Source organism: Streptomyces sp. CGMCC 4.7035, from assembly GCF_031583065.1.
Taxonomy (GTDB): Bacteria; Actinomycetota; Actinomycetes; order Streptomycetales; family Streptomycetaceae; genus Streptomyces; species Streptomyces yaanensis.
Map to the genome: position 1 here is coordinate 119,459 of NZ_CP134053.1, position 26,198 is coordinate 145,656.

Annotated in this window: 21 protein-coding genes; 9 read left to right on the plus strand and 12 right to left on the minus strand. The window is 71.6% G+C overall.

Translation table 11 applies throughout. From position 1 onward, the window contains the following. The first annotated feature begins 16 nt into the window (after window positions 1-16). Window positions 17-1,159 (plus strand): hypothetical protein, encoded by a 1,143-nt coding sequence (locus Q2K21_RS00505; RefSeq protein ID WP_310763049.1) that lies wholly within the window; start codon window positions 17-19, stop codon window positions 1,157-1,159. A 22-nt stretch (window positions 1,160-1,181) separates the two neighbouring features. Here the strand turns inward: Q2K21_RS00505 and Q2K21_RS00510 are convergent, their stop codons facing one another. From Q2K21_RS00510 to Q2K21_RS00520, 3 genes are all read right to left on the minus strand, one after another. Continuing rightward, a complete protein-coding gene (locus tag Q2K21_RS00510) occupies window positions 1,182-3,140 on the minus strand; it encodes a YncE family protein (protein WP_386275931.1) in 1,959 nt (652 codons plus the stop codon). A 110-nt stretch (window positions 3,141-3,250) separates the two neighbouring features. Further along, window positions 3,251-4,492, minus strand: coding sequence for an amidohydrolase (locus Q2K21_RS00515; RefSeq protein WP_310763051.1), 1,242 nt, complete (start codon window positions 4,490-4,492; stop codon window positions 3,251-3,253). Between the two features lie 38 nt (window positions 4,493-4,530). Next, entirely contained in the window at window positions 4,531-4,683 is a 153-nt protein-coding gene (locus tag Q2K21_RS00520) for a hypothetical protein (protein WP_310763053.1), read from the minus strand. A 219-nt stretch (window positions 4,684-4,902) separates the two neighbouring features. On the opposite strand from Q2K21_RS00520, the gene Q2K21_RS00525 reads away from it, so the two are divergent. Continuing rightward, window positions 4,903-6,246 (plus strand): helix-turn-helix domain-containing protein, encoded by a 1,344-nt coding sequence (locus tag Q2K21_RS00525; RefSeq protein WP_310763054.1) that lies wholly within the window; start codon window positions 4,903-4,905, stop codon window positions 6,244-6,246. Between the two features lie 36 nt (window positions 6,247-6,282). On the opposite strand, the gene Q2K21_RS00530 is transcribed toward Q2K21_RS00525, so the two are convergent. Continuing rightward, entirely contained in the window at window positions 6,283-8,127 is a 1,845-nt protein-coding gene (locus Q2K21_RS00530) for an alkyl/aryl-sulfatase (protein ID WP_310763055.1), read from the minus strand. Window positions 8,128-8,483: 356 nt separating this feature from the next. Between Q2K21_RS00530 and Q2K21_RS00535 the strand changes: the two genes are divergently transcribed. Further along, window positions 8,484-9,422, plus strand: coding sequence for a hypothetical protein (locus Q2K21_RS00535; RefSeq protein WP_310763056.1), 939 nt, complete (start codon window positions 8,484-8,486; stop codon window positions 9,420-9,422). Between the two features lie 264 nt (window positions 9,423-9,686). Here the strand turns inward: Q2K21_RS00535 and Q2K21_RS00540 are convergent, their stop codons facing one another. After that, the gene (locus Q2K21_RS00540; RefSeq protein WP_310763057.1) at window positions 9,687-10,436 is read right to left on the minus strand and encodes a DUF4142 domain-containing protein; all 750 of its coding nucleotides are present in this window, start codon (window positions 10,434-10,436) and stop codon (window positions 9,687-9,689) included. Window positions 10,437-10,665: 229 nt separating this feature from the next. Here Q2K21_RS00540 and Q2K21_RS00545 point away from each other — a divergent pair, with 229 nt between their 5' ends. From Q2K21_RS00545 to Q2K21_RS00555, 3 genes are all read left to right on the plus strand, one after another. Continuing rightward, window positions 10,666-11,697, plus strand: coding sequence for a permease (locus Q2K21_RS00545; RefSeq protein ID WP_310763058.1), 1,032 nt, complete (start codon window positions 10,666-10,668; stop codon window positions 11,695-11,697). Beyond that, window positions 11,694-12,461 (plus strand): TIGR03943 family putative permease subunit, encoded by a 768-nt coding sequence (locus Q2K21_RS00550; RefSeq protein ID WP_310763059.1) that lies wholly within the window; start codon window positions 11,694-11,696, stop codon window positions 12,459-12,461. The genes Q2K21_RS00545 and Q2K21_RS00550 overlap by 4 nt, the downstream gene beginning before the upstream one ends. A gap of 285 nt (window positions 12,462-12,746) precedes the next feature. After that, window positions 12,747-13,271, plus strand: a complete 525-nt coding sequence (locus Q2K21_RS00555; protein WP_310763060.1) for a hypothetical protein — start codon at window positions 12,747-12,749, stop codon at window positions 13,269-13,271. 10 nt (window positions 13,272-13,281) lie between these two features. On the opposite strand, the gene Q2K21_RS00560 is transcribed toward Q2K21_RS00555, so the two are convergent. The 3 genes from Q2K21_RS00560 to Q2K21_RS00570 form a co-directional block, all read right to left on the minus strand. Next, a complete protein-coding gene (locus Q2K21_RS00560) occupies window positions 13,282-13,959 on the minus strand; it encodes a DUF6445 family protein (protein WP_310763061.1) in 678 nt (225 codons plus the stop codon). 99 nt (window positions 13,960-14,058) lie between these two features. After that, window positions 14,059-15,366, minus strand: coding sequence for a serine/threonine-protein kinase (locus Q2K21_RS00565; protein ID WP_310780509.1), 1,308 nt, complete (start codon window positions 15,364-15,366; stop codon window positions 14,059-14,061). 65 nt (window positions 15,367-15,431) lie between these two features. Then, complete coding sequence (locus Q2K21_RS00570; protein WP_310763062.1) at window positions 15,432-16,061, minus strand: sensor domain-containing protein; 630 nt, start codon at window positions 16,059-16,061, stop codon at window positions 15,432-15,434. Window positions 16,062-16,305: 244 nt separating this feature from the next. On the opposite strand from Q2K21_RS00570, the gene Q2K21_RS00575 reads away from it, so the two are divergent. Further along, on the plus strand, window positions 16,306-17,847 hold the full coding sequence (locus tag Q2K21_RS00575; protein WP_310780511.1) for a MauE/DoxX family redox-associated membrane protein: 1,542 nt from the start codon (window positions 16,306-16,308) through the stop codon (window positions 17,845-17,847). Between the two features lie 96 nt (window positions 17,848-17,943). Here Q2K21_RS00575 and Q2K21_RS00580 read toward each other — a convergent pair whose 3' ends face one another. The 4 genes from Q2K21_RS00580 to Q2K21_RS00595 all read right to left on the minus strand — a co-directional run bounded on the left by Q2K21_RS00580 (window position 17,944) and on the right by Q2K21_RS00595 (window position 22,417). Further along, complete coding sequence (locus tag Q2K21_RS00580) at window positions 17,944-19,956, minus strand: flavin monoamine oxidase family protein (protein ID WP_310763063.1); 2,013 nt, start codon at window positions 19,954-19,956, stop codon at window positions 17,944-17,946. Window positions 19,957-20,165: 209 nt separating this feature from the next. Further along, window positions 20,166-21,056: an SCO2400 family protein gene (locus tag Q2K21_RS00585; protein ID WP_310763064.1), complete on the minus strand. Its 891-nt coding sequence runs from the start codon at window positions 21,054-21,056 to the stop codon at window positions 20,166-20,168. A gap of 164 nt (window positions 21,057-21,220) precedes the next feature. Further along, window positions 21,221-21,448: a 4-oxalocrotonate tautomerase family protein gene (locus Q2K21_RS00590; protein ID WP_310763065.1), complete on the minus strand. Its 228-nt coding sequence runs from the start codon at window positions 21,446-21,448 to the stop codon at window positions 21,221-21,223. Between the two features lie 186 nt (window positions 21,449-21,634). After that, window positions 21,635-22,417: an SDR family oxidoreductase gene (locus Q2K21_RS00595; RefSeq protein ID WP_310763066.1), complete on the minus strand. Its 783-nt coding sequence runs from the start codon at window positions 22,415-22,417 to the stop codon at window positions 21,635-21,637. Between the two features lie 184 nt (window positions 22,418-22,601). Here Q2K21_RS00595 and Q2K21_RS00600 point away from each other — a divergent pair, with 184 nt between their 5' ends. Both Q2K21_RS00600 and Q2K21_RS00605 read left to right on the plus strand, forming a co-directional pair. After that, complete coding sequence (locus Q2K21_RS00600) at window positions 22,602-23,477, plus strand: MmyB family transcriptional regulator (protein ID WP_386275932.1); 876 nt, start codon at window positions 22,602-22,604, stop codon at window positions 23,475-23,477. Window positions 23,478-23,592: 115 nt separating this feature from the next. Continuing rightward, entirely contained in the window at window positions 23,593-26,172 is a 2,580-nt protein-coding gene (locus tag Q2K21_RS00605) for a hypothetical protein (protein ID WP_310763068.1), read from the plus strand. Window positions 26,173-26,198: the final 26 nt, after the last annotated feature.

Genomic DNA, 26,198 nt, shown 5'->3' on the forward strand with positions numbered 1-26,198 from the left:
ATCGGGGGAGGGAACGATGCCCGGAACCGTGCTGCTGCTCGCGGCCTCGCCGGCAGGCAAGGGGTGCCTGGTGGACGCGGCGTCCGTGCTCCCGGTGCTCGCGGCCGTCGCCCCGCCGGTGCTGTCCGGCACGGACACGGCGAACGTGGTGGAACTCGCCGACCCGCTGGAGCCGCAGGCCGTGCTCACCCGGTTGCGGGCCGCCGCGGGCGCACCCGGTCCGCTGACGGTGTTCCTCACCGGGCAGCTCCAGCTCGACCGTCGCCAGCACCTGCCGCATCTGGCGCTGGCCCGCACCACGCCGGCCACGGTCCGCTACACCGGCTTCCCCTGGCACTGGTTCCGTGAGGAACTGCGGCTGCGCCCGCCCGGTGCGACGACCGTGTTCGCGGATCTGCACGCGGACCCGGAGACCTGGCAGCACCTGCACACCCGGCCCCTCGACTGCGGCCCGACCGTCCTCCTCCACGGCCGTATCGCCCCGCCGCCACGGCGCCGCGCGCTGGCGATTCCGGCGTACATGAAGACGCTGGCGACGATCCTGCGCAGTGGTCACCGCCCGGACCCGGCGACCCTCCATCACCAGGTGCTGACGCGCGTGTACGCGGACGCCGGTCCCCAGGGTGACGTCATCCTGGCACCCAACCAGCCGATAATGAACCGCAGTTGGCTCACGCCCCCGTCCTACAGTCCCCCGCCGCCCCCGGCCGCCGCCCCGGCACCCCCGGACCCGCACGCCGCCCTCACGGCCGCCGTGCAGGACGGCCGGCACACGGAGGCCGCCGCGCTCGCCGCGCAGTGGGAGCAGGCCGCGCTGCGGGAACACGGCCCCGGTTCCCAGGAGGCGCTGCACTGGATGGAGGTCCGCGCCGACCTCGCGATGCTCGCGGGTGACGCGGGCCGCAGCTGCGAGGCCTGGCTGGCGGTCGCCGCCGCCCGTCTCTCGGCCGGCCAGAGCCCCGAGGACCCGGCGGTGGAGGCGGCCGTCGACCGCGCCCACCACCAGTGGGGCAGCATGCGCGACGCGGCCCGGGCCCGCGAACTGGGCCCTGCCCTGGCCGACCTGCGCGCACGGGTACCGGGACGGCGCGAAGGCGCCCTGGACCATGTCCACAGGCGCCTTCGCAGGCTTCAGGGTCAGCTCCAGACCCAGCCGTGACGGTGCACGGTCGCACCGGGCCTCAGCTGGTGAAGATGAAGTACTTCCACGCCCCGTGCGTCGTCGAGTTCACGACGTCACCCGACGTGCTGTTGTAGTACGAGGAGCGGACGCGCATGCGGTAGCCCGTCTCGTGGGTGCCGCCGAGGCGGACCTTCGAGACACCCGTGGAGCTCAGCTTGAAGTACTCGGAGCCCGCGTCGTACCAGGTGCCCTGGTAGTAGACCTCCAGCTGGAGCTGCTGGCTGCGGTTCGGGTACGCCGTCATCGTCGTGGTGAACAGCGGGTCCTTGGACTTGTGGAAGTAGTAGTAGGTGTGGCCCCACGTGTACTTCGTCTTGTACTGGCCGCTGATCGACGTCGAGACCTTCACCTTGGCGCCCACCGTGCTGGTGGCCGTCTTCGGCTTGTAGCGGGAGTCGCCCGCGAACTTCGCGACGACCTTGGTGTCACGGGTCAGGCGCAGGGTGACGGACAGGTTGCCGCTGCTGTTGACCGTGCCGGACTTCACGAGCTTGTTCGGCTTGTCCGTGCCGAACGGGTCGGCCCAGATCTCGACCTTGCGGTTCTTGTACGTCGTACCGAGGTGCGCCGTGAAGGTCACGTCCTTGCCGTAGGCGTACACCTTGCGGTTGTTGTTGAGCGTCAGGGTCGGCGTGGCGCGCGATACCGCCACCACGTCCGCGGCGCTTGCCGCGGTGTGGGTGGCGTCGCCCGCGTAGGTCACCTTGTACGTGACCTTGCCACCGGCCGGCGGGGTGTCCTTGAAGGAGAACTTCCCTCCGCTGCCGAGGTACTTGGTGCCCAGCGACTTGCCGTTCGGCGACTCCAGGTCCGTGCGGGTGACCGTCAGCGGGGTCCCGGCGGGCAGTGGCAGTGTCGCGGTGAGCGCGCCCGTGACCGTCAGGGACTTGGCGCGCGTGGCGGTGGCCGGGGCGTTGACCTTGAGGGCCGGCGCGTACTTGCGGGGCTCGTCGACGACGTGGAACAGGGTGGAGTCGTCGGACCCGCCCAGCACGAACAGCTTGCTGCCGTCGGCCGACCAGTTCGTGGAGTGACCGCCCCACGGCATCCAGCCGTCCGACAGGTTACGGATGCTGGCGGGCCGGCTCGGGTCGGTGCTGAAGACGTATGTGTCGCCGACGTTGTCGGTGTCGAGGACGGTGGCCGCGACCGTGCCGTCCGGCGCGACGCTGACCGTCTCCGGTTCGGACACGACGGGGTAGGTGCGCACCTCCGCCAGGTCGGAGAGCCGGTACTCGGTGAGCGCCCGGTTTCCGGGCCCGGCCACGACGACGTTCTGGCCGTCCGGGGTGAGGGCCGCGTCGTGGTAGAAGCCGCCCTTGTCGGCGGACACGCGGATCACCGGGGTGCCGGAGGAGATGTCGTAGACGACGATCGGACCGGAGCTGATGTGCGCGTCGAGAGCGAGCAGCGTGCCCGGGTTGTCGGGGTCGGCGTAGAGCTCGGGTGGGCTGGAGAAGTCGTGCCCGGCCGCCAGGTCGAGCGTCACCGTGGGCGTCTCGGCGGTCAGGTCGACCATGCCGAGCCCGGATTCCCACTGGTCGCCGTAACCGAACCACAGCCTGCCGTCGGCGTAGGCGAGACGGGACGGGATGGTCCTGGCGCCGGTCGGGTATTCGGCGGTCTGCTTGAGCGTCGCCGTGTCGAAGGCGACGATCTTGTCCGCGCCCTCGACCGCGGCGTACAGCGTGCCGGAGTCCGGGCTCAGTTCGAGGTCCCGGACCTGGGGCAGGCCGGTAAGGGTGGCGGTGACCTTGCCGGTGTAGTCGGTGACGACGATCTCGTTCTGGTACCGGGCGCTGAAGAACAGCCGCTGGTGGACGCCGTCCACGACCGTGTCGTCCGCGTCCTTGACCGCGATGGGCCTGACGGTGTCGGCGAACGCCGCCGGTGCGGCGGTCAGCACCGCCGAGCTGAAGAGGGCCGCCAGTGCTGCGGCGGCCGGAAGGGTGCGCATACGCACGCTGATTCGAACCCCCCGGATCGAAAAAGTGGTCAAAGTCCGCCCTGCGCACGGCAGTTGTGTGGTTCCTGTGTGCCGGGTGTGGCGGATGAGCGAAGACTAAGTCATGCCACCGACAGATGGGCCAGCGCCCCCGACACCAGCGTCCGGATGCCGGGGACGAGTGTGGACAGGTCGGGCGCGAAGTGCGGGCTGTGGTTGCTCGGGACCGCCGCGAACTTCTGCATCAGGTCCGCGCCCGGTGCCGCCTGCCAGACATCGGCCGGGGTGCTCGTCACGAACCAGTACGCGTACGGGACCCCGTCCGGCGCCAGGTCCGCGAAGTCCTCGCTGCCCATCGCCGGCCCCGGGTCGAAGACCGTGCCCTCCCCGAACACCTCGCCGTGCACGGCGGCGACGCGGCGGTCCGTGTCGGCGTCGTTGACCGTCACCGGGAAGTCCACGCCGACGGTCACCTCGGGCTCGCGCGGGCAGCCCGCCGCCAGGCACTCGCCCGCCGCGACGCGCCGCACCGCGGCGACCATCCGGTCGCGGACCTCGGCCGACTGCGTGCGCAGGTTCAGGGCGATGTGCGCCCGGGACGGGATGATGTTGTGCCGGGTGCCCGCCTCGATCCGGCCCACGGTCAGCACCGCGGAGTCGCGCGCCGCGATCTCCCGGCTGACGACGGTCTGAAGACGGGTGACGAGGTACGCGGCCGTCACCACGGGGTCCACCGTCGACTCCGGGCGCGAGCCGTGGCCGCCCCGGCCGTGCACGACGATGTCCACGTCCGTGGAGGCCGCGAGGATCGGGCCCGGTACGTGCGCGTACAGGCCGGCCGGGCCCGGCGCCGCGTGCTGGGCGAGCAGTACGTCGGGGCGCGGGAAGCGTTCGTACAGCCCGTCCGCGACCATCGCCCGCGCGCCCTGACCGGTCTCCTCGGCGGGCTGGCCCACCACGAGCAGCGTGCCCGACCAGGCGTCGCGCCCGGCGGCGAGCGCCCCGGCCGCGCCCGCCAGCCAGGTGACGTGCAGATCGTGCCCGCAGGCGTGCATCACGTCCGCCACCTCGGAGGCGTACGGCAGCCCCGTCTCCTCGGTGACGGGCAGCGCGTCCATGTCGGCGCGCAGCAGGACGGTCGGCCCGTCGCCGTTGCGCAGCACGCCGACGACCCCGGTGCCGCCGACGCCCTCGGCCGTCTCGTACCCGGCCGTGCGCAGCCGCTCGGTGAGCTTCCCGGCGGTCCGGTGCTCGCGCAGGGACAGTTCGGGGTGGCGGTGCAGATCCCGGTAGCAGTCCTCCAGGTCCGGGACCGGGAGGTCGGCGGTGAGGTCCAACGCGGTGCGCGCGGCGGCGGAGGTCACGGGGGAAGCGTATGCCGAGTCGAGGCCGGGGACCGTCGCTATCTGGCGTTCTGGAGCTGCTCGACCTGGCGGGCAGGGCCCGGCTCCGCGGACCCGGCCGGCCCCGTGTGGGCGGCCATGGTCAGGGCGGCGACGGCGATCAGGGCCGCGGCGACGCTTCGGGAGTAGCGGGCGGCTGTTCGTCGGAGCACGGCGGCCTCGCCTCGCTTCGCATCAGCGGTTGGTTAAGCACGCTTGATAAACAGGTTTAATGCGCGGCTTAACGTAGGCCTTTCGGCGGGAGCGTGCAAGGGGGTCGGCAAGGCCCGCAGGACATACTTGCCCGTTTTTAACTGCGCTTTCACATATGGAGAGTTGGATAAAAGTCAGAGTCGGCCAGATGTAAGCCGACTTAATGGCATGCTTGACTCATGGAGGAGCGCGACGACCCGGAGACCATCGGCCGGAGGGTGCAGCAGCTGCGGACCGAGCGCGGGCTGACGCAGAAGCAGCTCGCGGAGCCGGTGTACACGCCCGCGTACATCTCCACCGTGGAGGCGGGCCGCGTCCGCGCCTCCGAACCGGCACTGCGGCACATCGCCGAGCGGCTCGGCATCGCGTACGAGGAGCTGGTGACCGGACGTCCGGCCCATCTCGCCACCGGTCTGCGGCTCCGGCTCACCGACGCCCAGCGCACCCTCGCCACCGGCGCGGCCGAGGTCGCGGCCGAGCAGTACGGGGCGCTGCTGACCGAGGCCGAGGCGCACGGGCTCGTCGCCGAACAGGCCGCCGCGCTGCTCGGACTCGGCGAGTGCGCGATGGAGCTGGGCGACCTGGCGACGGGGCGACAGCACTTCGAGCGGGCGGAGAAGTGCCTGGACGACGCACCGCTGCCCAGCCGGGTCCCGGCACTGCGCGGCCGTGCCGTCTCGCACTACCTCGCCGGTGAACTCCGGTACGCCTGTTACCTGCTGGAGTCCACCCTCGACGAGCTCAACCGGTCCGGGCTGCACGACCCGGACGCCCTGCTGCTGCTCTACGCGAGCGCCATCGGCCCGTACATGGACATGGGCGCGCACGCGCGGGCGGCACAGGCGGCCGAGATCGCGCTGGCGCTCGCCCCCCAGGTGGGCGACCCGGCGCTGGTCGCGCGCATGCACCGGTCGGTGGCCCGCACGCTCCTCGCGGAGGGCCGCGTCGCCGAGGCGGATGCCTCCCTCGCCAAGGCCGCCGAGCTGTACCGGCAGCTGCAGATCCGCACCGAGCTGGCCAACTGCCACTGGATGCGCGGCTACCTGTACGCGCAGAACGGCGAACTCGACCGTGCCGAGAGCGAGTTGCGCGAAGCCCTCGCCATGCTCTCCGAGAAACGGGCCGCCCTCTACAGCAGCCAGGTCGCGGTGGAGCTGGCGGATGTGCTGCACCGGCGCGGGAAGTCCGAGGAGGCCGCCGGGCTGCTGCACGACGTCCTCGGCGACATCGGCCCCGAGCGCGGCGCCGTGCACTCGGCCGGCGCGCACCGCCTCCTGGGCATCATCGCGGAGGACGCGCGCGACACGGAGGCCGCGGAGGAGCACTACGTCCGTGCGCTGAGCCTGCTGGAGCGGGCGGGCGCCGCGGGCGACCTGGCGGACCTGTGCCGTCTGCTCGGCGATCTGCTGCGCCGTACGGGCCGGGTGGAGGCGGCCCTGGACGCGTACCGCACGGGCCTCGGCCACCGCACCGCCCCCGGCACGACGACCCTGGGCCCGGCACCGGCGCAGCCGCCGATCTGACAGCCGGCTCCTGGGCGGACGACAGGACCTAGGCACCTAGGGAGTGACGATCGGGAAGTCCCGGTCCGGCTGTGTCACATACGAGAACAGTCGCTTCAGCAGCCCCCGGTCGCCGTCGGTCTCGATGCCCGCGAGGCCCTTGCCCGACAGCAGGCCGAACAGTTCGGGACGGGTCAGGGTGAGCGTCAGGCCCGCGTGCGGCTTCGGGGTGCGGTGCAGCGGCAGGCTGCGGTGCGTCAGTGCGCCGTGCTCCAGATTGATCCGGTGCCGGCGCCCCTCGTCGATGACGACCAGGTCGATGATCAGCCGTGGCTCCCGCGCCGCGCGCGGCCCGTCGACGCGTACCGCGAGGGAGTCCAGCAGCATGCTCACGGTGAGCGCCGACGTCATCCCGGCCGTGTCCGTGGCGACGGCGGTACCGCCCGCGCCCTCGCGCAGTTCCAGCGCGCCGGTCAGGTAGATGTTCCGCCAGGGCGCGTTCTCGGCACCGTGCCCCAGCCGTTCGTACACGCCCGCCAGGGCTTCCCTCGCCGCCTCGTGGTCCGGATCGGCGAAGACGAGGTGGTTGAGGAGGGTCGCGGCGAAACGCAGGTCGCCGGCGTCGGCGTACCGGCGGGCCGCCGTGAGCGCCGCCTCCGGCCCGCCCGCCACCTCCACGTACCGCTGGGCGAGTTCGGCCGGCGGATGCTCCCAGAGGTGGGCGGGGTTGCCGTCGTACCACCCCATGTACCGCTGGTAGACGGCCTTGACGTTGTGGTTCAGGGACCCGTAGTAGCCCCGGGCGTGCCAGGCGCCCTCCAGCGCGGGCGGCAGCCGCAACTCCTCCGCGATCTCCGGGCCCGTCAGGCCGCTGTTCAGCAGCCGCAGGGTCTGGTCGTGCAGATACGCGTACAGGTCCCGCTGCTCGGCAAGCAGCCGGACGACGTTGTCGTGCCCCCAGGTGGGCCAGTGGTGCGAGGCGAAGGCCACGTCGTAGGCGTCGCCGAAGAAGTCGATGGCCTCGTCGAGGTAGCGCGACCAGACGCGGGCGTCACGGACGAGGGCGCCGCGCAAGGTCAGGACGTTGTGCAGGGTGTGGGTGACGTTCTCGGCCAGGCACAGGGCGCGCTGCTCGGGGAAGAGGAAGTTCATCTCGGCGGGCGCCTCGGTGTTCGGCGTCAGCTGGAACACGATCCGGACGCCGTCGACGGTCTCCGTCTGCCCGGTGTGCGTGATCTCGACGGTCGGCGGGACGAGGGTGACCGTACCGGTGGACCTGATCGTGCCGAGTCCGGTGCCGATCTGCCCGTGGGGCGCCTTCGGCAGCCGCACGCCGAACACGAACCCCGCGCGGCGGGCCACCGCGGGCCCGGCGAACACGTTCTCGCTGACCGCGTGCTCCAGGAACCCGACGGGCGCGAGGATCGGCACGGCCGCCTCCTCCTCGCGCGGCAGCACACCGAGGGCGCCGCCGAAGTGGTCGACGTGGGAGTGGGTGTAGATCAGCCCGGTGACGGCCCGCTCCCCGCGGTGGTGCCGGTAGAGGGCGAGGGCTGCCGCCGAGCACTCGGCGGAGATGAGCGGATCGACGACGATGACGCCACCCCGGCCCTCGACGAGGGTCATGTTCGCCAGGTCGAGCCCGCGCACCTGGTAGACGCCCTCGGTCACCTCGTACAGCCCCTGCCGGGCGCACAGCTGCGACTGCCGCCACAGGCTCGGGTCCGCGGTGTCGGGGCAGTCCTCGTCGAGGAACCGGTATGCGTCCCCGTCCCACACCACCCGCCCGTCCTGAGCCGTCACCACTCCGGGGACGAGGGCGGCGACGAACCCACGGTCGGCGTTCTCGAAGTCGGTCCGGTCCTCGAAGGGCGGCAGACCGTCATGGGGCGGGGCGTCCATGGGGCCAGCTTCGGGGCGGGGGGTGGGCGCGGCCAGTGGTGGGGGACCGTTCGAGGGCCCCAAGGGTCTCACCGAGGTGTCCGGCGTGGTCGGTGCGGGGGCCGATCGCGGTCGCCCGCTCAACCGGATTCACACATTCCTGATGTGGCCAAAATGTGATGGCCTGTGAATTCGTCGTGCATTCAACGAGGTTGACAGCCCGTCCACGGTGATCGACGATGTGCTCGCGCCTGTGACTCAAGTGACCAGTGAGTCCAGTGCCCCTCTTCGACCACTTTCTCCCGGGCACGGTTCCCGGCGGCTTCGCGCTGCCCGCTGCCGTCGCCCGGGTCTCGGCATATGAAAATGGGGACCGTATGTCCATAGCTCGTCGTGTCACCGTACGCCGCCTGCTGGGGACAGGCGCCGCGGCTCTCACCCTCACCGCCGTCACCGGCGGTGCCGCGTGGGCCTCGGACACACCGGGTGGCGACGGGTGGGACCGGGCTGGTCAGGGGGGCTACTCCTCCGGCAAGGGTCCGGGCACGGTGACCGAGGCCGACCACTGCCAGTTCTCGCTGGACGGGACCGTCTTCACGGACTCGGTCCGGGTCGACGACCAGAACCTGAAGCCGACCGAGGACGGCAAGGTCCACATCAAGGTGCGGGCCGCGGGCGACGCCACGACCTGCACCGCCTCCCTCGCCTCGTACCGGGCGCACGGTGCCACCTTCGGCACCTCCGGCCTCCAGGTCTTCCACGACTTCGACTCCGTGACGGTGAAGCCCGGCGAGACCGACTCGCTGGACATCTCGGTGCCGGACGCGGGCTGCTACGCGCAGATCGACCTGTACCGCGGCAAGGTGAAGTTCGACGGGAAGTACGACGCGAACGACGGCTTCGAGCACGGCGACCTGCCCAAGGGCCCGGACCACCCCGTCATCAAGGACAAGCTGATCGCGTCCTGGAACGGCGGTACGAAGGACTGCACGGAGCAGCCGCCGAACACCCCGGTCACCCCGCCCGCCTCCGCGCCGGCCACCCCGCCCGCCTCCGCGCCGGCCACCCCGCCCGCGTCGAGCCCCGCGACCCCGGCCTCCCCCTCCGCCTCCACCTCGACCCCGCCCGGTGACGAGTCGAGCACGCCGGCCCAGCCGACGCCGAACGGCGGTTCGTCCACCCCGCCCGGCGGCCTCGCCGAGACGGGTGGCGGCAGCAACGCGCTGCCGATCGCGGCGGGCGCGGCGGCCCTCGTCGCGGCCGGCGCGGCCATCGCGGTCGCCGCGCGACGCCGCACGTCCCGCACCCGCGCCTGAGGCCTCCGGCGCGCACCCGCACGACGGGTCGCGCGTCCCGCCCTCGCGCATGATGCCCCCGGCGTCCTTCTGACCATCCGCCACGGGCCCGGCGCTCTATTCCCCCGGTGAGCGCCGGGCCCACCTTTCGTGGTGCGCGTCGACGCGGCGTGGCGTAGTGAGGCGGGCCCCCCTGGTGAGGCCGGCCCCGCCCACCGCGAAGCGAAAACGGCTGCCGGCGGACGCGCTGTGCGCGTCCGCCGGCAGCCGGGGAACGTGTGGAGGTCAGCCCGCGGTCGGCGCCGGCGACGGCCCCGTCGGCGCCGACGGCGGCGGGGTGAAGCCGGCCGGCGGGGACAGGACCACCGTCGGCTCACCGGGCTGTGGGGACGGCGGGGTCAGATTGCTCTTCGGGTCCTTCGGCGGGGTCGTCTCCTGGAACAGGACCGAGTCGAAGTTCACCAGGCCCGTCCGTTCGAGGACCGTGATGTGGTCCAGGACCGTGTCGTTCGCCTGGTCGGCCAACTGGCGGACCAGGGTGTTCCGTGTGGTGGCGCGGATGTTGGCGATGGCCGGGAAGATCTGGCCGTGCGTCACCCGCAGGATGTTCGCGAGGTCCTGGTCGAACTGCTTGCCCGAGTCCGAGGTCAGCGTCGCCACGAAGCCCTGCTGCTGGGGGCTCGGCTGGTTCGGCAGCGCGATGCCCAGCTGCGCGGCCACCTTGCGGCAGGTGTCGTCGAGGTTGACGTGTCCGTTGATCAGGTGCTGCCCGGCGGTGCGGACGGCGTCCGTCGTGCCCTTCTTCATCGCCAGCTCACCTGACGGGAACTCCCACAGGCCCGCCGCCCGTACCTTGACGACGAACTGGCGGTCCGCCTCGGTCAGCGGCCCCGCCGAGGTATTGGCGATCACGCGTGACGTATCGCTCGATGTGGTCTGCACGCCCAGCATCGAGGGATAGGCGAGCGCCGTCAGTGTCAGCGTCAGCGCGCCCGCGACGAAGACGGTTCCCGCCACGTTCCGTGAAATGCGCATGGCACCTCCTGATTGTTCGGACGCCCAGGGGTACGCATGCGACAGGAGCCAAGAATCTTTTCCTTAGGTAAAATCTGCCGCCCGCACTGTGGGGGTCGTCACACCGTGAGCCGCGTGGGAGGAACCCGGCCCGGGCAGTGGCACTCGCCGACCGCGCGCGTGGCGGTGGCGGGGCGCCTGGCCCGGTACCCGTTATGTTCGATCCGAACATCCGACATTCGGAGCGGGCATGCAGAAGACAGATGAACTGGCCGAGGAGGCGGAGGAGGCCGTCGCGGTCCCCGCGGTGGCCGACGAAGCCCCCGTACGCGGCCGGCCCCCCTGGCCGCTCCTGTTCGGACCGGCCCTTCTCGCCGGTCCGGTGCTCCTCCTCCTCAGCCGGTGGCTGGACGAGCCGGCCATGCAGGCCTGGCGCACCGTCTGTCTCGCCATCACCGTGCAGGCGCTGCCCTTCCTGCTGCTTGGCACGGCCCTGTCCGGCGCGATCAACGCCTTCGTGCCGGCGCGGGTGTTCAGCCGCGCGCTGCCCCGTCGGCCCGTGCTCGCCGTCCCGGTCGCCGGGGTCGCCGGGGTCGTGCTGCCCGGCTGCGAGTGCGCGTCGGTGCCGGTCGCCAACAGCCTGATCCGGCGGGGTGTCACCCCGGCCGCCGCCTTCGCGTTCCTGCTGTCCGCCCCCGCCGTCAACCCGGTCGTGCTGACCGCCACGGCCATCGCCTTCCCCGGCTCTCCCGCCATGGTCCTGGCCCGGCTGCTCGCCTCGCTCGCCACCGCCTCCGTGATGGGCTGGCTGTGGCTCTGGCTGGGCCGCGACGAGTGGCTCCGGCCCTCCGTACGGCACACGGGCCACCAGCCGGGGCACAGCCGCTGGACGGAGTTCCGGCTCGGGTTCCAGCACGACTTCCTGCACGCGGGCGGCTTCCTGGTCGTCGGGGCCATGGCGGCGGCCACCTTCAACGTGACGGTCCCGCGTTCCGTGCTCGACCTGTTCTCCGGCTCGCCCTGGCTGTCGGTGCTGTTCCTGGCCGGGCTGGCCGTTCTCCTCGCGGTGTGTTCCGAGGCCGACGCGTTCGTCGCGGCCTCGCTCAGCGGCTTCTCCCCCCTCGCGCGGCTGGCGTTCATGGTGGTCGGGCCGATGGTCGACCTGAAGCTGATCGCCCTTCAGGCGGGCACGTTCGGCCGTGCCTTCGCGGTCCGCTTCTCCGCCGCCACGATGGTCGTGGCCGTACTGTGCAGCGTGCTGATCGGAGGTGCGCTGCTGTGAAGCGGCCCGTCCAGGTGATCCTGCTCGTCCTCAGCGGTCTCGGCCTGCTGCACGCCTCGCTCTTCACCGACCTGTGCCTCAGGTACGTCAAAGAGGGAATGCGCCCGATGCTCATCGCGTCGGGCGCGCTGCTGCTCCTGCTGGGGGTGGCGGACGCGGTGGCGCAGTGGTGGCCGGGCGGGCGCGATGGGCACGCGGAGCGTCACGAGCACGGGGGAGGCGAGGACCACGGTCACGGTCACGACCACTCCGCCACGCCCCGTGTCGCCTGGCTGCTGTTCCTGCCCGCGCTGAGTCTGCTCTTCTACGCCCCGCCGGCCCTCGGCGCGTACACCGCCTCCCGCGAGGCCCCCAAGGCCGTCACCGAGCGGGAGCACTTCGACCCGCTGCCCGCGACCTCGCCCGTCCCGATGACCCTCTCGGATTTCACCAGCCGTGTGCAGCAGGACCGCGAGCAGGCCATCAAGGGGCGCAGTGTTCGGATGACCGGGTTCGTCACGCCCGACAAGGGGAGCGGCGGCTGGTATCTGACCCGGCTCATCTTCAACTGCTGTGCGGCGGACGCCCAGTCCGTGAAGGTGCGGATGTACGGGACGGCGGCCCTGCCCGCAAACACCTGGGTCACCGTCACGGGAACCTGGCACCCCGGTGGGACCCTGGGCACCGGTTCCGCCCCGGTCGCGCTCGACGCCCGTACCGTCGAGAAGGTCGACCGGCCGGTGAACGCGTACTCGGACGCCCTGCCGCTCCCCTCTTCTCGCTGAGGGGCGCCGCGCCGGTACGTCCGCGCTGGTACGTCTGCGCTGGTACGTCTGCGCTGGTACGTCCGCGCCGGTACGCCGGCGCCCGTACGCCTGGCGCGGGCGTACCGGGAGATGAACCAACGCCCAAGCTGTGCCCATGACTTCACAACCCGCGGTCATGGCATGCATAAACCTTCAACCAAGCTTCTCCCGGTCCCGCAAAGGGCTCTACCCGCATAGAAATCCCGGTGCTGTCATGCTCACGACCGCCCGGAAACATGCCGGGCACCGCACCGGGAGACCCCCATGTCCCGAATATCCCGCCCCCTGGTGACCACCCTCTCCACGCTCGCCCTCGCCGCCGCGGGGCTCACCGTCACCGCCGGCACCGCGCACGCCCAGACGTGCAGCCAGGACTACCTGCCCCTGCCCGACCCCAGCTGCCAGCCCGGCGCCCTCAACCCGGACGTCACGCAGGACACCATCGACTCCACGATCTGTGTCTCCGGCTGGACCGCGACCGTGCGGCCGTCCAGCTCGTACACCACCGCCCTGAAGAAGAAGCAGATCGTCGAGTACGGCTACACCGACACCAGCACCTCGGACTACGAGGAAGACCACTTCGTGCCGCTCGAACTCGGCGGCGCCCCCAAGAGCCCGCTGAACCTCTGGCCCGAACCGCACTACGGCGACGAGACCTCGGCGGACAAGGACACCGTCGAGAACAAGCTGAAGAAGGCCGTCTGCGCCGGGGACGTGAGCCTTGAGGACGCGCAGAACGCGATCATCACGGACTGGACGACCGCGCTGGACAGCCTCGGTCTGAGCTGAACCGGAGCGCTCAGGCCATCCAGAAGAAGACGGCCGTCATGCGCTTCTCCTCCAGCTCGCTGCCCCAGTAACCGGTGGCGCTGTGCATGAGGTTGGCCTTGTAGAGGAGCAGCCGGTTGTAGCGCTGCGGCACGCGGATGTCCTCGATGAACGCGTCCGGGGAGACATACCGCGTGCCCAGCGCCTCGACCAGATTGGTGTGCGGCGCCTGCACCATGTTGCCGCCGAGGACCCCGCCCGGCAGGTTCTGCCGGTAGAAGCTCGTGCCGCAGTCCTTGGGGATGTTCGGGCTGAGATAGAGCACCGCGGCGTAGCGGCACAGCGCGCGGGAGTCGGTGTGCGGGCGCGGTTCGCCCTCGTCCTTGCCGACGACCTGGACGCAGTTGTGGTTGAGGGTGCCGCCGCCGGGGGCGGTCTCCTGCCACAGCTTTTGGGCGCCGGTCTCCTTGCGCACCAGGCGTTCGATCCGGGCGAGTTCACCAGGTTCCAGCCCCGGCATGGTGCGCAGCCCCGGCCAGCTCTCCTGCGTGTACGGAAAGCCCTTGGTCCAGTCGTCCTCGTCCTTGGCGAGACAGCGGGCCCGGACCTCGTCCACGTTCGGCAGTACGTCGTCCAGGATCCAGTAGTCACGGCCGCGTGTGGGCTTGCGGTAGGGGAGGACCGGGAGGCGTGGGGGCTGTGGAGGCATGTCGGTGAACATATAACCGGTGCCCACCACCGTTTTCCCTACGACTGGTCAACGTTCTGTCAACTCAATCGCCTGCTGCGAAAAGGGAATTGGGGCTGTTCAGTCCTGGTCCGGGGACGACGGGAGCGGGGACGCGGTCTGTGGGCCGAGCGGGGCGGACATACCCGACGTGCGCGGCCCGGGGGTCTCCGCCGAGCTGCTGTCCGGCGAGAACCACGCCCTGCCGATGAACATCGCCGCGAGGAAGATCAACACCGCGGCGATCAGCCCGATCGCGCGGGGCCGGGAGGCGACGGTCGCGCGGAGCGACGGCCGCGCGCGACGGCCGCCACCGGTCGACGAACGTTCGCGATGGGCTGCTGTGGAGGGCCGTTCGCGATGGGCCGGGGCCTGGGCCGGGGCCGGCGGGCGTTCGCGGTGGCCCACCGTCGACGGCCGTTGGCGGTGGGCGGCCCGGCGGCCCGGGACCCCGCCCGCGGAGGGGAGTTTGTACGTCGTCGCCGGGCCCGTCTCCGGGCGGGGGAGCACCGGAGGTCCCGGGGCAACCGCGGGTGCGGGACGCGGCTGCGGGGCGGCGGCCGGGAGCGGTTCGGGACGGCCCCGCCAGGCGCCGCTGCCGAACCAGTCGGCGGCCTGTCGCGCCGTGGGCCGGTCCTCGGGCCGCTTGGCGAGCAGGCTGAGCAGGTAGTTCTCGAAGGCCGGCGGCAGGGAGACACCCAGCTCGCGCGGCGGTACGGGGGCCGCGTCGAGGTGCTGGTGGAGGATCGCGATCGCGGTGTCGGCGCGGAACGGCGGCCGACCGGTGAGGAGCTGGTAGAGCACGCAGCCGAGCGAGTACACGTCGCTGGCAGGTCCCGCGGGCTTGCCCAGGGCGCGCTCGGGCGCGATGTACAGGCTCGTCCCGACGATCTGCCCGGTCGCCGTGAGCGCGCCCGACGGGTCGTCCATGAAGCGGGCGATACCGAAGTCGCCTATCTTCACGTTGTCGTTCGCGTCGACGAGCAGATTGCCGGGCTTGATGTCCCGGTGCACGATGCCCTGTTCATGCGCCACGGCCAGTCCGGCCGCCGCCTGCGTGGCGATGTGCGCGACCCGCTCGGCCGGCAGCGGACCGTCGTCGGAGAGCACCCGGGCGAGGCTGTCGCCGTCCACGAACTCCATCACGAGGAACAGCCGGCCCTCGTGCTCGCCGAAGTCGATGACGCCGACCACATGGGGGTGGTGGAGCCGCCCCGCGGTCTGCGCCTCCAGGCGGAACCGGGAGTCGGCGGTCGGATCGGCGTTCTGGGCGAGCAGCACCTTGACGGCGACATCCCGGCCGAGCATCTGGTCGTACGCCCGCCAGACCTCCCCCATCGCGCCACGTCCGATGGTGGTGTTCAGCTGGTACCGGCCCGCGATCAGCACCTGTTGCTTCATCCTCCATGCCGTGAGACGAGTGCCCAGCCTACTGGCACGGCTACGTCATTCGATCACGGTCTCCCCCTGTGAGCGCACACCAGGTGACCACGAACACCGGGACACCGGGCCCGGGTTGTACCCTGGCTCCGCCCCCCTGTGTGTTCTGCCTCACGGGAACGCCCCCTCCTCCACGGACAGTTCAGGGCATGACGCACACTCCCACGGCCCCCTCCCGCATAGGCGGCCACCGTGAGTCCCGCCCCCTCGGTTCGTCGAACCCTCCGCTCCGGCGCGACATCCAAGGACTGCGCGCGCCGGCCGTCACGTCGATCAGCAGGCCGAGCGGCCACAGGGGGAGCGCCAGCAGGGTCAGGGGGCCGTAGAGGTAGGTGGCGGTCATACAGGTCGGTCAGGGTGCCGGGGTCGCGGACCGCGGCGCGGACGCGTTCGCGGACGGTGAGGGGCTGGTAGGCCTCGGGGATCTCCCGGCCGGTCCACGCGGCGACCTGCTGCCGTTTCGCTCCGGCGATACGGCGTATCAGCAGTACCGTCTCGGGCAGCATCCAGGCGCCGACCACCGCGAGGGTGGTGATGGCCGTGATCAGCAGCACCGTGACGAAGAGATACAGGCCGAACGTCATCGCCGCGGCCAGAACCAGCCGGACCGTGGCCCGCGCGGCCTGCCGCACCGTCTTCCCCATGACGTCAACGCCAGGCGAACGGGCACGCACGTGCGGGAGAGCAGGCTCCCGTCCCGATGGTGCAGCGGGCCACACCCCCGGCCCGGTGAACGCCTAGGCCACCCGGGTGCTGTTGCCGGGCCGGAGGGCTGGTCCCGCCCGCAAGCCGGTACCAGTCAGTCGCGGGCGCTGCGGCGCGAGCCGTCGGCCAGTCTCTGCGATCCCGTGATGCAGGTACCGAGAGTGAGGTGCTGTGGTGAGCGGGATGGTCCTGGCGGTGGCGATGGCGCTCGCCTCCGTCTTCGGCGTCGCGGCGATCGCCAAGCTGACCGACCTCGACGGGCTGCGTCGCGCCGTGGTCGGCTTCGGTCTGCCGACCGTGGCCGCGGCACCCCTGGCACGGCTGCTCGTGATGGGTGAGTTCGTCATCGCTCTGGCTCTCGTGATCCGCCCGTGGGCGCGCGGTGGCGCACTGGGGGCGCTCGCGTTGTTGCTGGTGTTCAGCGGTGTCATCGCGCTGAACGTGTCCCGTGGACGGGCCCCGGCCTGTCACTGTTTCGGAGGTCTGCGCGCCGCTCCGGTCGGCTGGTCGACCGTCGCCCGCAACGGGCTCCTGGCCACCCTCGCGGGATTCGTCGCCGCCGGCGGACACCTCCCCTGGCTCTTCGCGGGACTCGCTCTCGTCGCGTCGGCGCTGTGGGCCGGCCTGGCGGCGGGGCGGGGCGGGACAGTGCGGGCGGGCATGCTCGCCCCCCGCTTCTCGCTGCCCGACGAGACGGGACGGACGTGGACTCTGGAGGACCTGCTGCTGGGAGGCCGGCCGCTGCTCCTCGTCTTCGGCGATCACGCCTGCGGTGCCTGCGCCGCCCTGCTTCCGCAAGTGGCCCGGTGGCAGCAGATCCATGACGAGCGCGTGACCATCGCCGTGGTGAGCGGGGGCGCGCGCCCGGCGCAGCCCGTCGCAGCGGGCGGGGTCGGGCCGCGCCGGCTGCTGGCGGACGCCGATCGCCGGGTGCTCGCCGCCTACGGGGTCACGGCCACGCCCAGCGCGGTTCTGGTCGACACCGAGCGGATCGTCGCGGCCGCACCGGCGGTCGGCGCGGCCGAGATCGGCGATCTGGTCTCGAAGGCGCTCCAGCCCCGTGGCAGGTCCACGATCGCGCGGCGGGCGGTGCTGTTCGCGTCGGCCGCACTGGTCCCCGCGGTCACCGCGGCCTGCGCGGCAGGCCGCGGCATCAGGCTCATCACCCCGTCGAAGGAGCCGCGCAAAGAGGTCAGGGCGGGCGACGGATGGCTGTGCGATCAGCGTTACGCGGTGTGCACCTCGGCCGCGTGCGAACCCTCGCCCAAGGATCCGGGCATCGTCATCTGCCGCTGCGCGGTCCAGAACGGCTACTCGTTCGGGTTCACCTCCTGTGCCGAGCGCGCGCCGACGCACGACAGGCTGGTCTCGACGTTCTCGATGCAGAACACCACCATCTTCACGCGCGCCATGACCTGCCCCACCCGCGCCCGGTGGGCGAACTGCCTGGACGTGGTCTGCCGGATCGATCCCCACAACCGCCGCCGGGCGCTGTGCCGTTGCAAGTCGGTGGAGAGCGAGAACTTCCTGACGTTCGGCGGCGGCTGCGACACCCGGACCTGCACCACGGTGATCTGGTCCGCGGCGACCCAGCAGTTGCCGGGCGTCGCCGAGTACAAGAGCGGCATGAAGAGCCTTGGTTATCCGGTGGCGTTCCCCGACGCGTGTCCCAGCCGTTCACCCCGGGTGACGCCACCGGAGCACCGGATCGAATCCGCGACGTGAGCGCGCGGCCGGACGGCGCCCGGCCCCTGGGGGTGGCCGGGCGCCGTCCGTCACGAACGTCGTCGCGAACGTCGTAGCGAATGCCGTCGCGAACCTCTACGCCATGTGCACCTCCAGAGCGGCCCGCACCCCCGACTCGACGGCGCCCTCGATCCACGACGGCTTGACCGAGGTGTGGTCGCCGGCGAAGTGCAGCGGGCCCTCGGGGGCGCGGATGGCGGCGAGCAGCTCCGTGTGCTGGCCGGGGAGCAGGACCGACGCCTCGCCGTACGCGTACGGGTCGCGCAGCCAGCTCTGCGTGCGGCCGGCGCCCGTGTAGAAGACCTCGACGCGCTGCCCGTAGACCTGTTGCAGTCCCCTGAGGGCGTGCGGGTAGCGGGCCTCCTCGTCGAGGGAGTCCCAGCGGGAGGCGTCGTCGGCCCAGCTGTAGGAGGCGAGGACGACACCTCCCTGACTGCCGGGCACCGGATGGGAGGGGTTGATCATGAAGCGGTTGGAGTTGTCGGAGACGGAGCCGCCGCCGACGATGTGCGCCGCCTCGGGCTGGTCGCGGGTGGCCCAGCGGTTGGCGGCGTAGTGGACGCGCTGCGCCGGGCTGATGCGGCCGGGCGGCACCGACGGGTGCGCGCCGAGCAGGCTCCCGTCGGCGGGCGCCTTGCCCTGCCGGTACTGCTCGTACAAGCCCGGTCGCACCGCGTCGAGTTCCCGCCTCCAGTCGGCCTCGGTGAACTCCCACCAGCGGCGGCTGAATTCGAGCAGCACCTTGGTCGCGCTGTCGTAGTGCAGTTCGGCGACGGCACGGCGTTTGCCGTACGACATCAGCGGGCTGATCTGCACCTGTCGCAGCCCGGAGAACGGCACGGTGACGACGGCGAGGTCGCCGGTGAACTGCTCGCGCACGACCTTGCCGTCACGCCCCTCGGACACCGTGTCGATCCACACGTGCGGACCGTCGTGGCGGACCTGGGAGGTGTCGTCGGTGCCGTGCCGGTCCGGATCCCAGTACTCGATGTGCGTCGCGCGCCGGTCGAGCCGCAGCACGTCGCCCACCTGGCGCAGCAACGCGTCGGGCAGCGTCGCGGTGCCGCCGACCAGCTCCCAGAACTCGGTGTCCGCGCTGATCAGCGACTGACTGATGAAGCTGTGGACGAACGACAGCGGCAGCCGTGAGGTCAGGTTCTCCAGGGTGCCGACGAGATCGATGGTGCGCTCGTCGAAGCCCGCCCGCTCGGTCAGGAACCGGTACATGGACCAGTCTCCGTACCGCTGGATCACCCGCGCCCAGCCTTCCACCCGTTCCGGCATGGGCTTGTCGACGCGCTTGCCGTCCGGCCCGGCCGTGCTGAACTCGTCGCGTACGGGGTCCAGGGCGTCGCGCAGGATCTTGGAGGAGGGCGTGTCCCAGTACTTGCGGGGTACCCCGAAGGACCGGTTGACCTTGCGGGGCGCCGTCGCGTAGTCGGAGCGGCGCATGCGGACGCCGTTGACGTGGAGCCATGCGTGGTTGACGGGCTTGCCCGTGCCGTCGACGTCCACGAGGTAGAACGGACGCCGCTTGACGCCCAGTTGGTCGATCAGGCTCATCACCAGCGGGTGGCTGCCGGGGATTCGCATGGCCCCGGCCTCGGCGTACTGCCGCGGATCGGCGAACGGCTGCGCCGCGTGCTCGTGCCCGCCGGTGCGGAAGGTCTTGATGCGGCCGCCGACCCGGTTGCCGTTGGCCTCCAGCAGCGTCACGTGGTGCCCGGCCCGCTTCAGCAGCCAGGCCGCCACCAGACCGGCCGGTCCCGCGCCGACCACCAGGATCTTCTTGGCGTTCCCGGTCCGGCGGCGGGGCAGACCGGAGTCGAGGATCTTCCGGTACGTCGGCACGAGCGGCCGGTCCTCGTCGTCGACGACCAGCAGCGCGCGGGCGACCGCGAGACAGGTGGACCGGTCGGCGGTGGATCCCGGCGGACAGGGGGTCTGCCGGGGCACGGCGGGCGCCGCGGCGGCCGTGCCCGCCGTGGTCAGACCGAGGGCCGTCGCGGTCGCGGCCGTCCCGGCAGCGGTCGTGAACTGCCGCCGGGAGGACGGAAGGTGGCTGTCTGTGGTGCGGGGTTCATCCATACGTCCTGGATAGGGCGCGACGGCATACGCCCGACGGGACGATCAACGACGACCACCTGAACGTGCGAGCGCGACGGGGCAGTACCGCTGCCTCGGCCACCGCTTCGAGCGGACGTGACGCTTCCGTACGCCCTCCGAACACCACCAGCGGCCAGGTGCGCGGAGGTTTGCCGGGGCGGCGGGAGCGAGGCGCGGCTCGGTGCGGTCGGTCAGCCGAGGCACACCACGAGCAGGCAGATCTCCGAGGGGGAGGTCGCCGCGGGCGCGGGGCTCGGCTGCGTGGTTCCCGGGTCCGTACCGGTGCCTGTGGTGGGCGCGGACGGCTGCTTCGGCGGCGTGCCGGTGTCGTCGGTGACCGTTCCGCCGGAGGAAGGGGAGGTGGTCCGCGGCTCCTGTCGGCCCGATGTCGTCGTATGGGTCGTGTGAGTCGTATGACCCGTTTGACCTTGACTCGTCTGTACGGAGGTGGCGGCGTCCGGCCGAGCGTTCGGCGGCGTGGTGCCGGCCGGGGCGGCGGTGGACTGCCGGTGCGGGAGACCGGTCGCGGACGGGTGCGCGGCGGGAGTGTGCGAGGACCGGTGCGTGCCGGGCGGTGCCGACGACGGCGGGGCGTACTGCGGCGCCTCCTCCTCGACGCCGCCCATGCCCGTGAGGTCCGGTGCCGTGGCCGCCTGTGCCCGGTCGCCGGAGCCCCGCTCCATCGTGGCCACCGTCAGCCCGCCTCCGACGAGTGCGACGGCGGTCGCGACCACGGCCCGGCGCTGGTTCTTCTTCCAGCGGGCCAGTTGTCGCCGCCGCGCGGCCCGCCCCTGCGGCGCGGGCGGCACGCCCTCGGGTTCGTCGGACGGTCCGGTCTGCTGGACCTCGTTCCGGTCGGCCGCCGCCTCGTCACGAAGGCGGTCGTGGTGCCAGGGGTCCGAGGCCGTGGGCTGCCACGCCACCGCCGGGCCGGCCGCCGAGCCTGTCGTCACGACGGCGGCGGGCGCCGGTGAGATGCGGCCGTCGGTGGTGGCCGGTGCTATGTCCGGGGCGTAGGCGCCGCACCCGGGGCACACCAGGGCGCCATTGAGATGTCGACGGCACGAGGAGCAGTAGTCCATTGCGGTCTTCCTGAGTTGACGTGCCGTCGCCCCGCCGGGCCGCGGCCTGGTCACGTTCGCACGCGGGATCGAGCAGCCAGCAACGCTAACGAGACATTCGAAAGACTGTGTGCAGTCTGTGTGACGCTCCTGCGCGGATTCTCCGGGGGATCGGCGAGGTGAGGTCAGGCGTCCTCGTGGCCGTCTCCGGGCTGCTGGAGCATGGCCAGGGTCAGCACGTTGCCGCCGATGCCCCAACCGCCGTCGGTGACCTCCTCGACCAGGACCATGGTGTTGGCACGGGCGCGTTCGCCGTAGATCTCGACGTACAGCTCGGTGGTACGGGTGACGATCGTCTCCTTCTGCTTCTCGTCGAGGCTTCCGGCAGGGATCTTGAAGTTCGCGAACGGCATGGTGGTTCTCCTTCGATATGTGGTGACGGGAAGCTGACCGCGGTGGGCAGGGCGTCCAGCCCTACGCGGCGGAAGAACTCGGCGCGGACACCGGCGGCGAGCGGGGAGAGGACTTCATGCCGTCGGGGCCGGGGCCTGTGGGTGCCCAGCGGTCGGGTGCCGGTACCGCGTGCCGGGCGGCTGCCATCAGATGATGCCGCCGTTGGCGCGGATGACCTGGCCGTTGATCCAGTGACCGGCCGGGGAGGCGAGGAAAGCGACGACTTCGGCGATGTCGGCGGGGGTACCGAGGCGCTCCAGTGGGGGCTGGGCGGCCAGCCGGGCGATGGTCTGATCGTCCTTGCCATCGAGGAACAGATCGGTGGCGGTGGGGCCGGGGGCCACGGCGTTGACGGTGATGCCCCGGCCGCGCAGCTCCCGAGCGAGGATCAGCGTGAGTGCTTCGACGGCGCCCTTGCCGGCGCTGTAGGCGCCGTAGCCGGGAAAGGCCAGGCCCACCACGGACGTGGAGAAGGTGACGAACGCGCCACCGCTGCGGATCCTCCGCGCGGCCTGCTGGGCGACGACGAAGGTCCCGCGGATGTTGGTGCGGTGGAGCGCGTCCAGCTCCGCCAGGTCCAGTTCGGCGATGGGCGCCAGTTGCATCCGGCCGGCCGCGTGGACGACGACGTCGACGCCCCCGAACTCGGACTCCGCGGTGGCGAACAAAGCGGAGACCTGCTGTTCGTCGGCGACGTCCGCCTGGAAGGCGATCGCCGTGCCGCCGCCGTCGGTGACGTCCTTGACGGCGGCCTCGGCCAGTTCGCGGTTGCCCGCGTAACCGATCAGGACGGCGAATCGGTCGGCCGCGAGCCGACGCGCCGTCTCGCGGCCGATCCCGCGCGAGCCACCTGTGACGATGGCGACGCGAGGTCGGTCGGCGTGGGGGTCGGCCGCGGCGTAGCGGTCCGCGGTCTTCTGGGCAGACATGAACACTCCTGCTGGAGATGCCGGAAGAGGGGTTACGACGGATGGATCGTGGCCGGGGCGCCGGTGCGGTGCCCCGCTCGCGGCTCCAGCCTGGTCCGGTCCGCCCGCCCCAGCCAGGGCTGTCCTCACCCAGGGGTTGCCGTCCCCTGGCTTGCGTCCACCGGTGCGCGCGACGATGGGAGACGTGAACCATTCAGCACTCGCCGCCTTCCTCAAGTCCCGGCGCGACCGGATCCGCCCGTTGGACGTCGGCCTGCCCAGCGGACCGCGGCGCCGGGTGCCCGGTCTGCGGCGCGAGGAGGTCGCCCACCTGGCCGGGCTCTCCGCGGACTACTACACCGAGCTGGAACGCGGACGCGGCGCCCAGCCCTCGGTCCAGGTCCTGGCCGCGCTGGCCCGGGCGCTGCGGCTGAACGGTGACGAACGCGACCATCTGTTCCACCTCGCCGACCGGCCGGTCCCCCCGGCGGCGCAGGGCCCGACCGCGCATGTCCAGCCCGGTCTGCTCGGCCTGCTGGCCCAGCTCACCACCACCCCTGCCCAGGTCATCACCGACCTGCACGAAACCCTTGTCCAAAACCCGCTGGCCGCCGCCCTCGTCGGTCGGCCCCCGGCGCTGCGCGAGCCCGAGGCGAGCTTCGTCTACCGCTGGTTCACCAATCCGGAGGCCCGGAACCTGTATCCGCCCGAGGACCACCCCCACCACTCCCGGGTCTTCGTCGCCGACCTCCAGGCAGTCGCCGCCCGGCGCGGCAGCGACACCGAGGTGACCCGCATGGTGGCCGCGCTGCGCGCACGCAGCCGGGAGTTCGCCACGCTCTGGGACACCCACGACGTCGCCCTCCGGCGAACCGACCACAAACGCATCGTCCACCCCGCGCTGGGCATCATCGAGCTGGACTGCCACAGCCTGTTCAGCGAGGACGGACGCCAGCGCCTGCTGTGGTTCAGTGCCCCACCCGGCACCGAGGGCGCGGCCCAGCTGAGCCTGCTCTCTGTCATCGGCACGCAGGACATGACACCCTCGACGCCCGCGTCGGCAGAGACGGTCGTCCTGTGATCTGCGCCTTCTGACGCAGAGCCAGGGAGGGAGGTGCTTTCCCCTAGAGTGAGCCGACCGCTCCTGTGGTGGATGAGCCGGGAGCGGTCCTCAAGGGGAAGGGACGGTAAGGCGAATGATGTTCGGTTTACGGGGAGGACGTGCCCGAAGACCCGCTGAGGCGTCGCTGTGCGGGGTGGTGCTGGCCGCCTCGGTGCTGCTCGCGCCCGCGGCAACGGCGTCGGGCGGCGAGACTGCCACAGTGGGAGCGGTCTCCACGGCAACGGATCCGGCACACCACGGCGCGTCGAGCGCCGAGTTGGGGGACGGCGGGCGCGTCGAGCTCGTCGGCGGACGTGCCGTCCACGTCACGGCCGACCCGAAGGACGCCGGTGACCAGGCGGCCCGCTACGCCGTAGCCGCCGTGAACGGCACCGTGTCGGTACGGCCGGCCGGGGGGCACATGGCGGACCACACGGCCGCGAAGCTGCCACTGGCGGCGGGCACACGGGCCGCGCGGAGCGGTCCCACGACGATGAGCGCAGCCGCGTCGACATACGCGGTGAAGCTGAGCATCACCCACGCTGACGTCACGACCAAGCTGTTCTACGTCTGGAACCGCAAGACGTGGACGTCGTACCTCGTCAACAGCGATGCCATCGGGCCTACGGCGACCGTGAAGCTGCCGCCGGGTGACTACTTCTCGGTGGCGCTGCATGCGGACTGGCAACAGCCGAGCTATCTGCTGACCCGTACCTTCACGGTCGGTTCGGCCGCCACCACGGTCGCCTTCGACCAGCGCGCGGCCAAGGAGACCGGGATCCGTACCGACGACACCACCGCCACCCGGCAGTCCTCCGCCGTGTGGATCAGCGTCCCGGGCGGCGGCGGCCTGGCGGGCTTCGCCGGTGGTGGTGCCGAGAAGGTCTATGTCACGCCGTTCTCGGTGAAGGGCGTTTCGCTGCGCATCCACGATGTGCTCGGCAAGAAGGGCGCCTCGGCGAGCGTGCCGAGCCCCTACCGCTACGACCTCATGCACAGCTTCACCACGACCGTGCCCACCTCGCCCGTCGCGACGGTCCATACTTCCGCCCTGGCGAAGACCGTCACGCAGGTCCATGCCCCGGGTACCCGGACGACCGCGATCCTGCAGACCGCCCCTTCCCTCGGCGAGTGGACGGGCGTCTTCGTCGGCGGCCCGGTGCCCGTGGCCGGCTCCGTCGCCGAGTACGTCACTCCCGGCGTCACCTATATGCGGATGCTGGACTACGGGGCCATCGGCGAGCTCAGCCTGAACCTGAGCGACCGCACCCTGCCTGCCGGGACGAGCGCGGGCGAGGTTCTGGGCGCGGCTCCCCTGCAGCCGGGGCGCCGGGAGTGGGGCGGCTCGGTGCGGTATTACGGGAAGATCGCGCTGGTGGAGCCAAGCACCTTCGGCGACACCGCCGGCCACAATGGCATCGACGGCCGCGCGGTGTACTCGTACAAGCTGACCGGTTCCGACGGCGTCACCTACGCCGAGGCCTCCGGCCTCGACGCGTACCACGCGCTGACGTCGTCGAGCCTGCCGTCGTCCGAGCAGACGTACACCCTCGACCAGACCGTCCACCGCCGTGTCGCGTACTCCCGCCTGTCCACGGACGTACACAACGAGTGGACATTCCGCTCGGACTACGCGGCGAACAAGGAACTCTCGCTGATAGATGCACGGTTGACGGTCTCGGGGCTCGACAGGATGGGTCGCGCGGCCGCCGGGACGGTCCGAGTCGACGCGAGTGCCACCACCCGGAACACGGAGGCGGCACAGGCGAACACCAGGATCACGGGTCTCGCGTACTCCACGGACGACGGCACGACCTGGACCGACCTGCCCGTCGCGGCCGACGGCTCGGCGCCGCTGGACGTACCCGCCACCGCCTCCTTCGTCGCGCTGCGCGTCACCGCCGTCGACGACCAGGGCGGCATTCTCCGCCGCACCATCAAGCGGGCGTTCGCAGGCCCGGCCTCGCAGGGTGACGAGACGGCGGGCGCGACCCGCATCTCGAACGTAGTGGTGAACGGCGGCAAGCCGGTGAAGTTGACCGACCAGCCCCTACAGGAATTCAAGGCGAAGTTCACCGCCACCGACCCGTCGGGCATCGCGAGCGGCGACATGTACCTCTACCGGGGTTCGTACGACACCCCCGACGCCGTCCTCTACGGCTCCTGGGCGGCGACCTGCACCAAGGTCAACGCGACCACCTCCACCTGCGTGGGGCATTTCGCCTACATCGAGCCGCGGTGGGCACTGGGACGCAACTCACTGGCCGGCACGTGGAAGCTGGCCGCCTGGGCCGAGTCCGCGGACGGCACGGGACACGTCGATCTGCATGCCGCCAAGCCGGTGGCCGTGCTGCGCGACGCGGCCCTCACGGTCAACGCGTCTCCCGAGCCGGTGACCAAGGGCAAGACGCTCACTGTCACCGGAAAGCTCTCCCGCGTGGACTGGGAGACGCGCGGCGGCTATCACGGATACGCCGGTCAGAAGGTGAAGCTCCAGTTCCGCAAGAAGGGGGCGTCCGCGTACACGACCGTGAAGACGGTATCGACGGACGGCTCCGGAAACCTGAAGACCACCATCACGGCATCGGCCGACGGCTACTGGCGCTACACCTTCGCGGGTACGTCGACCACCGCACCGGCCACCGCCACGAGCGACTTCGTCGACGTCCGCTGACCTCGCGACGGTCATGGGCCCCGGCT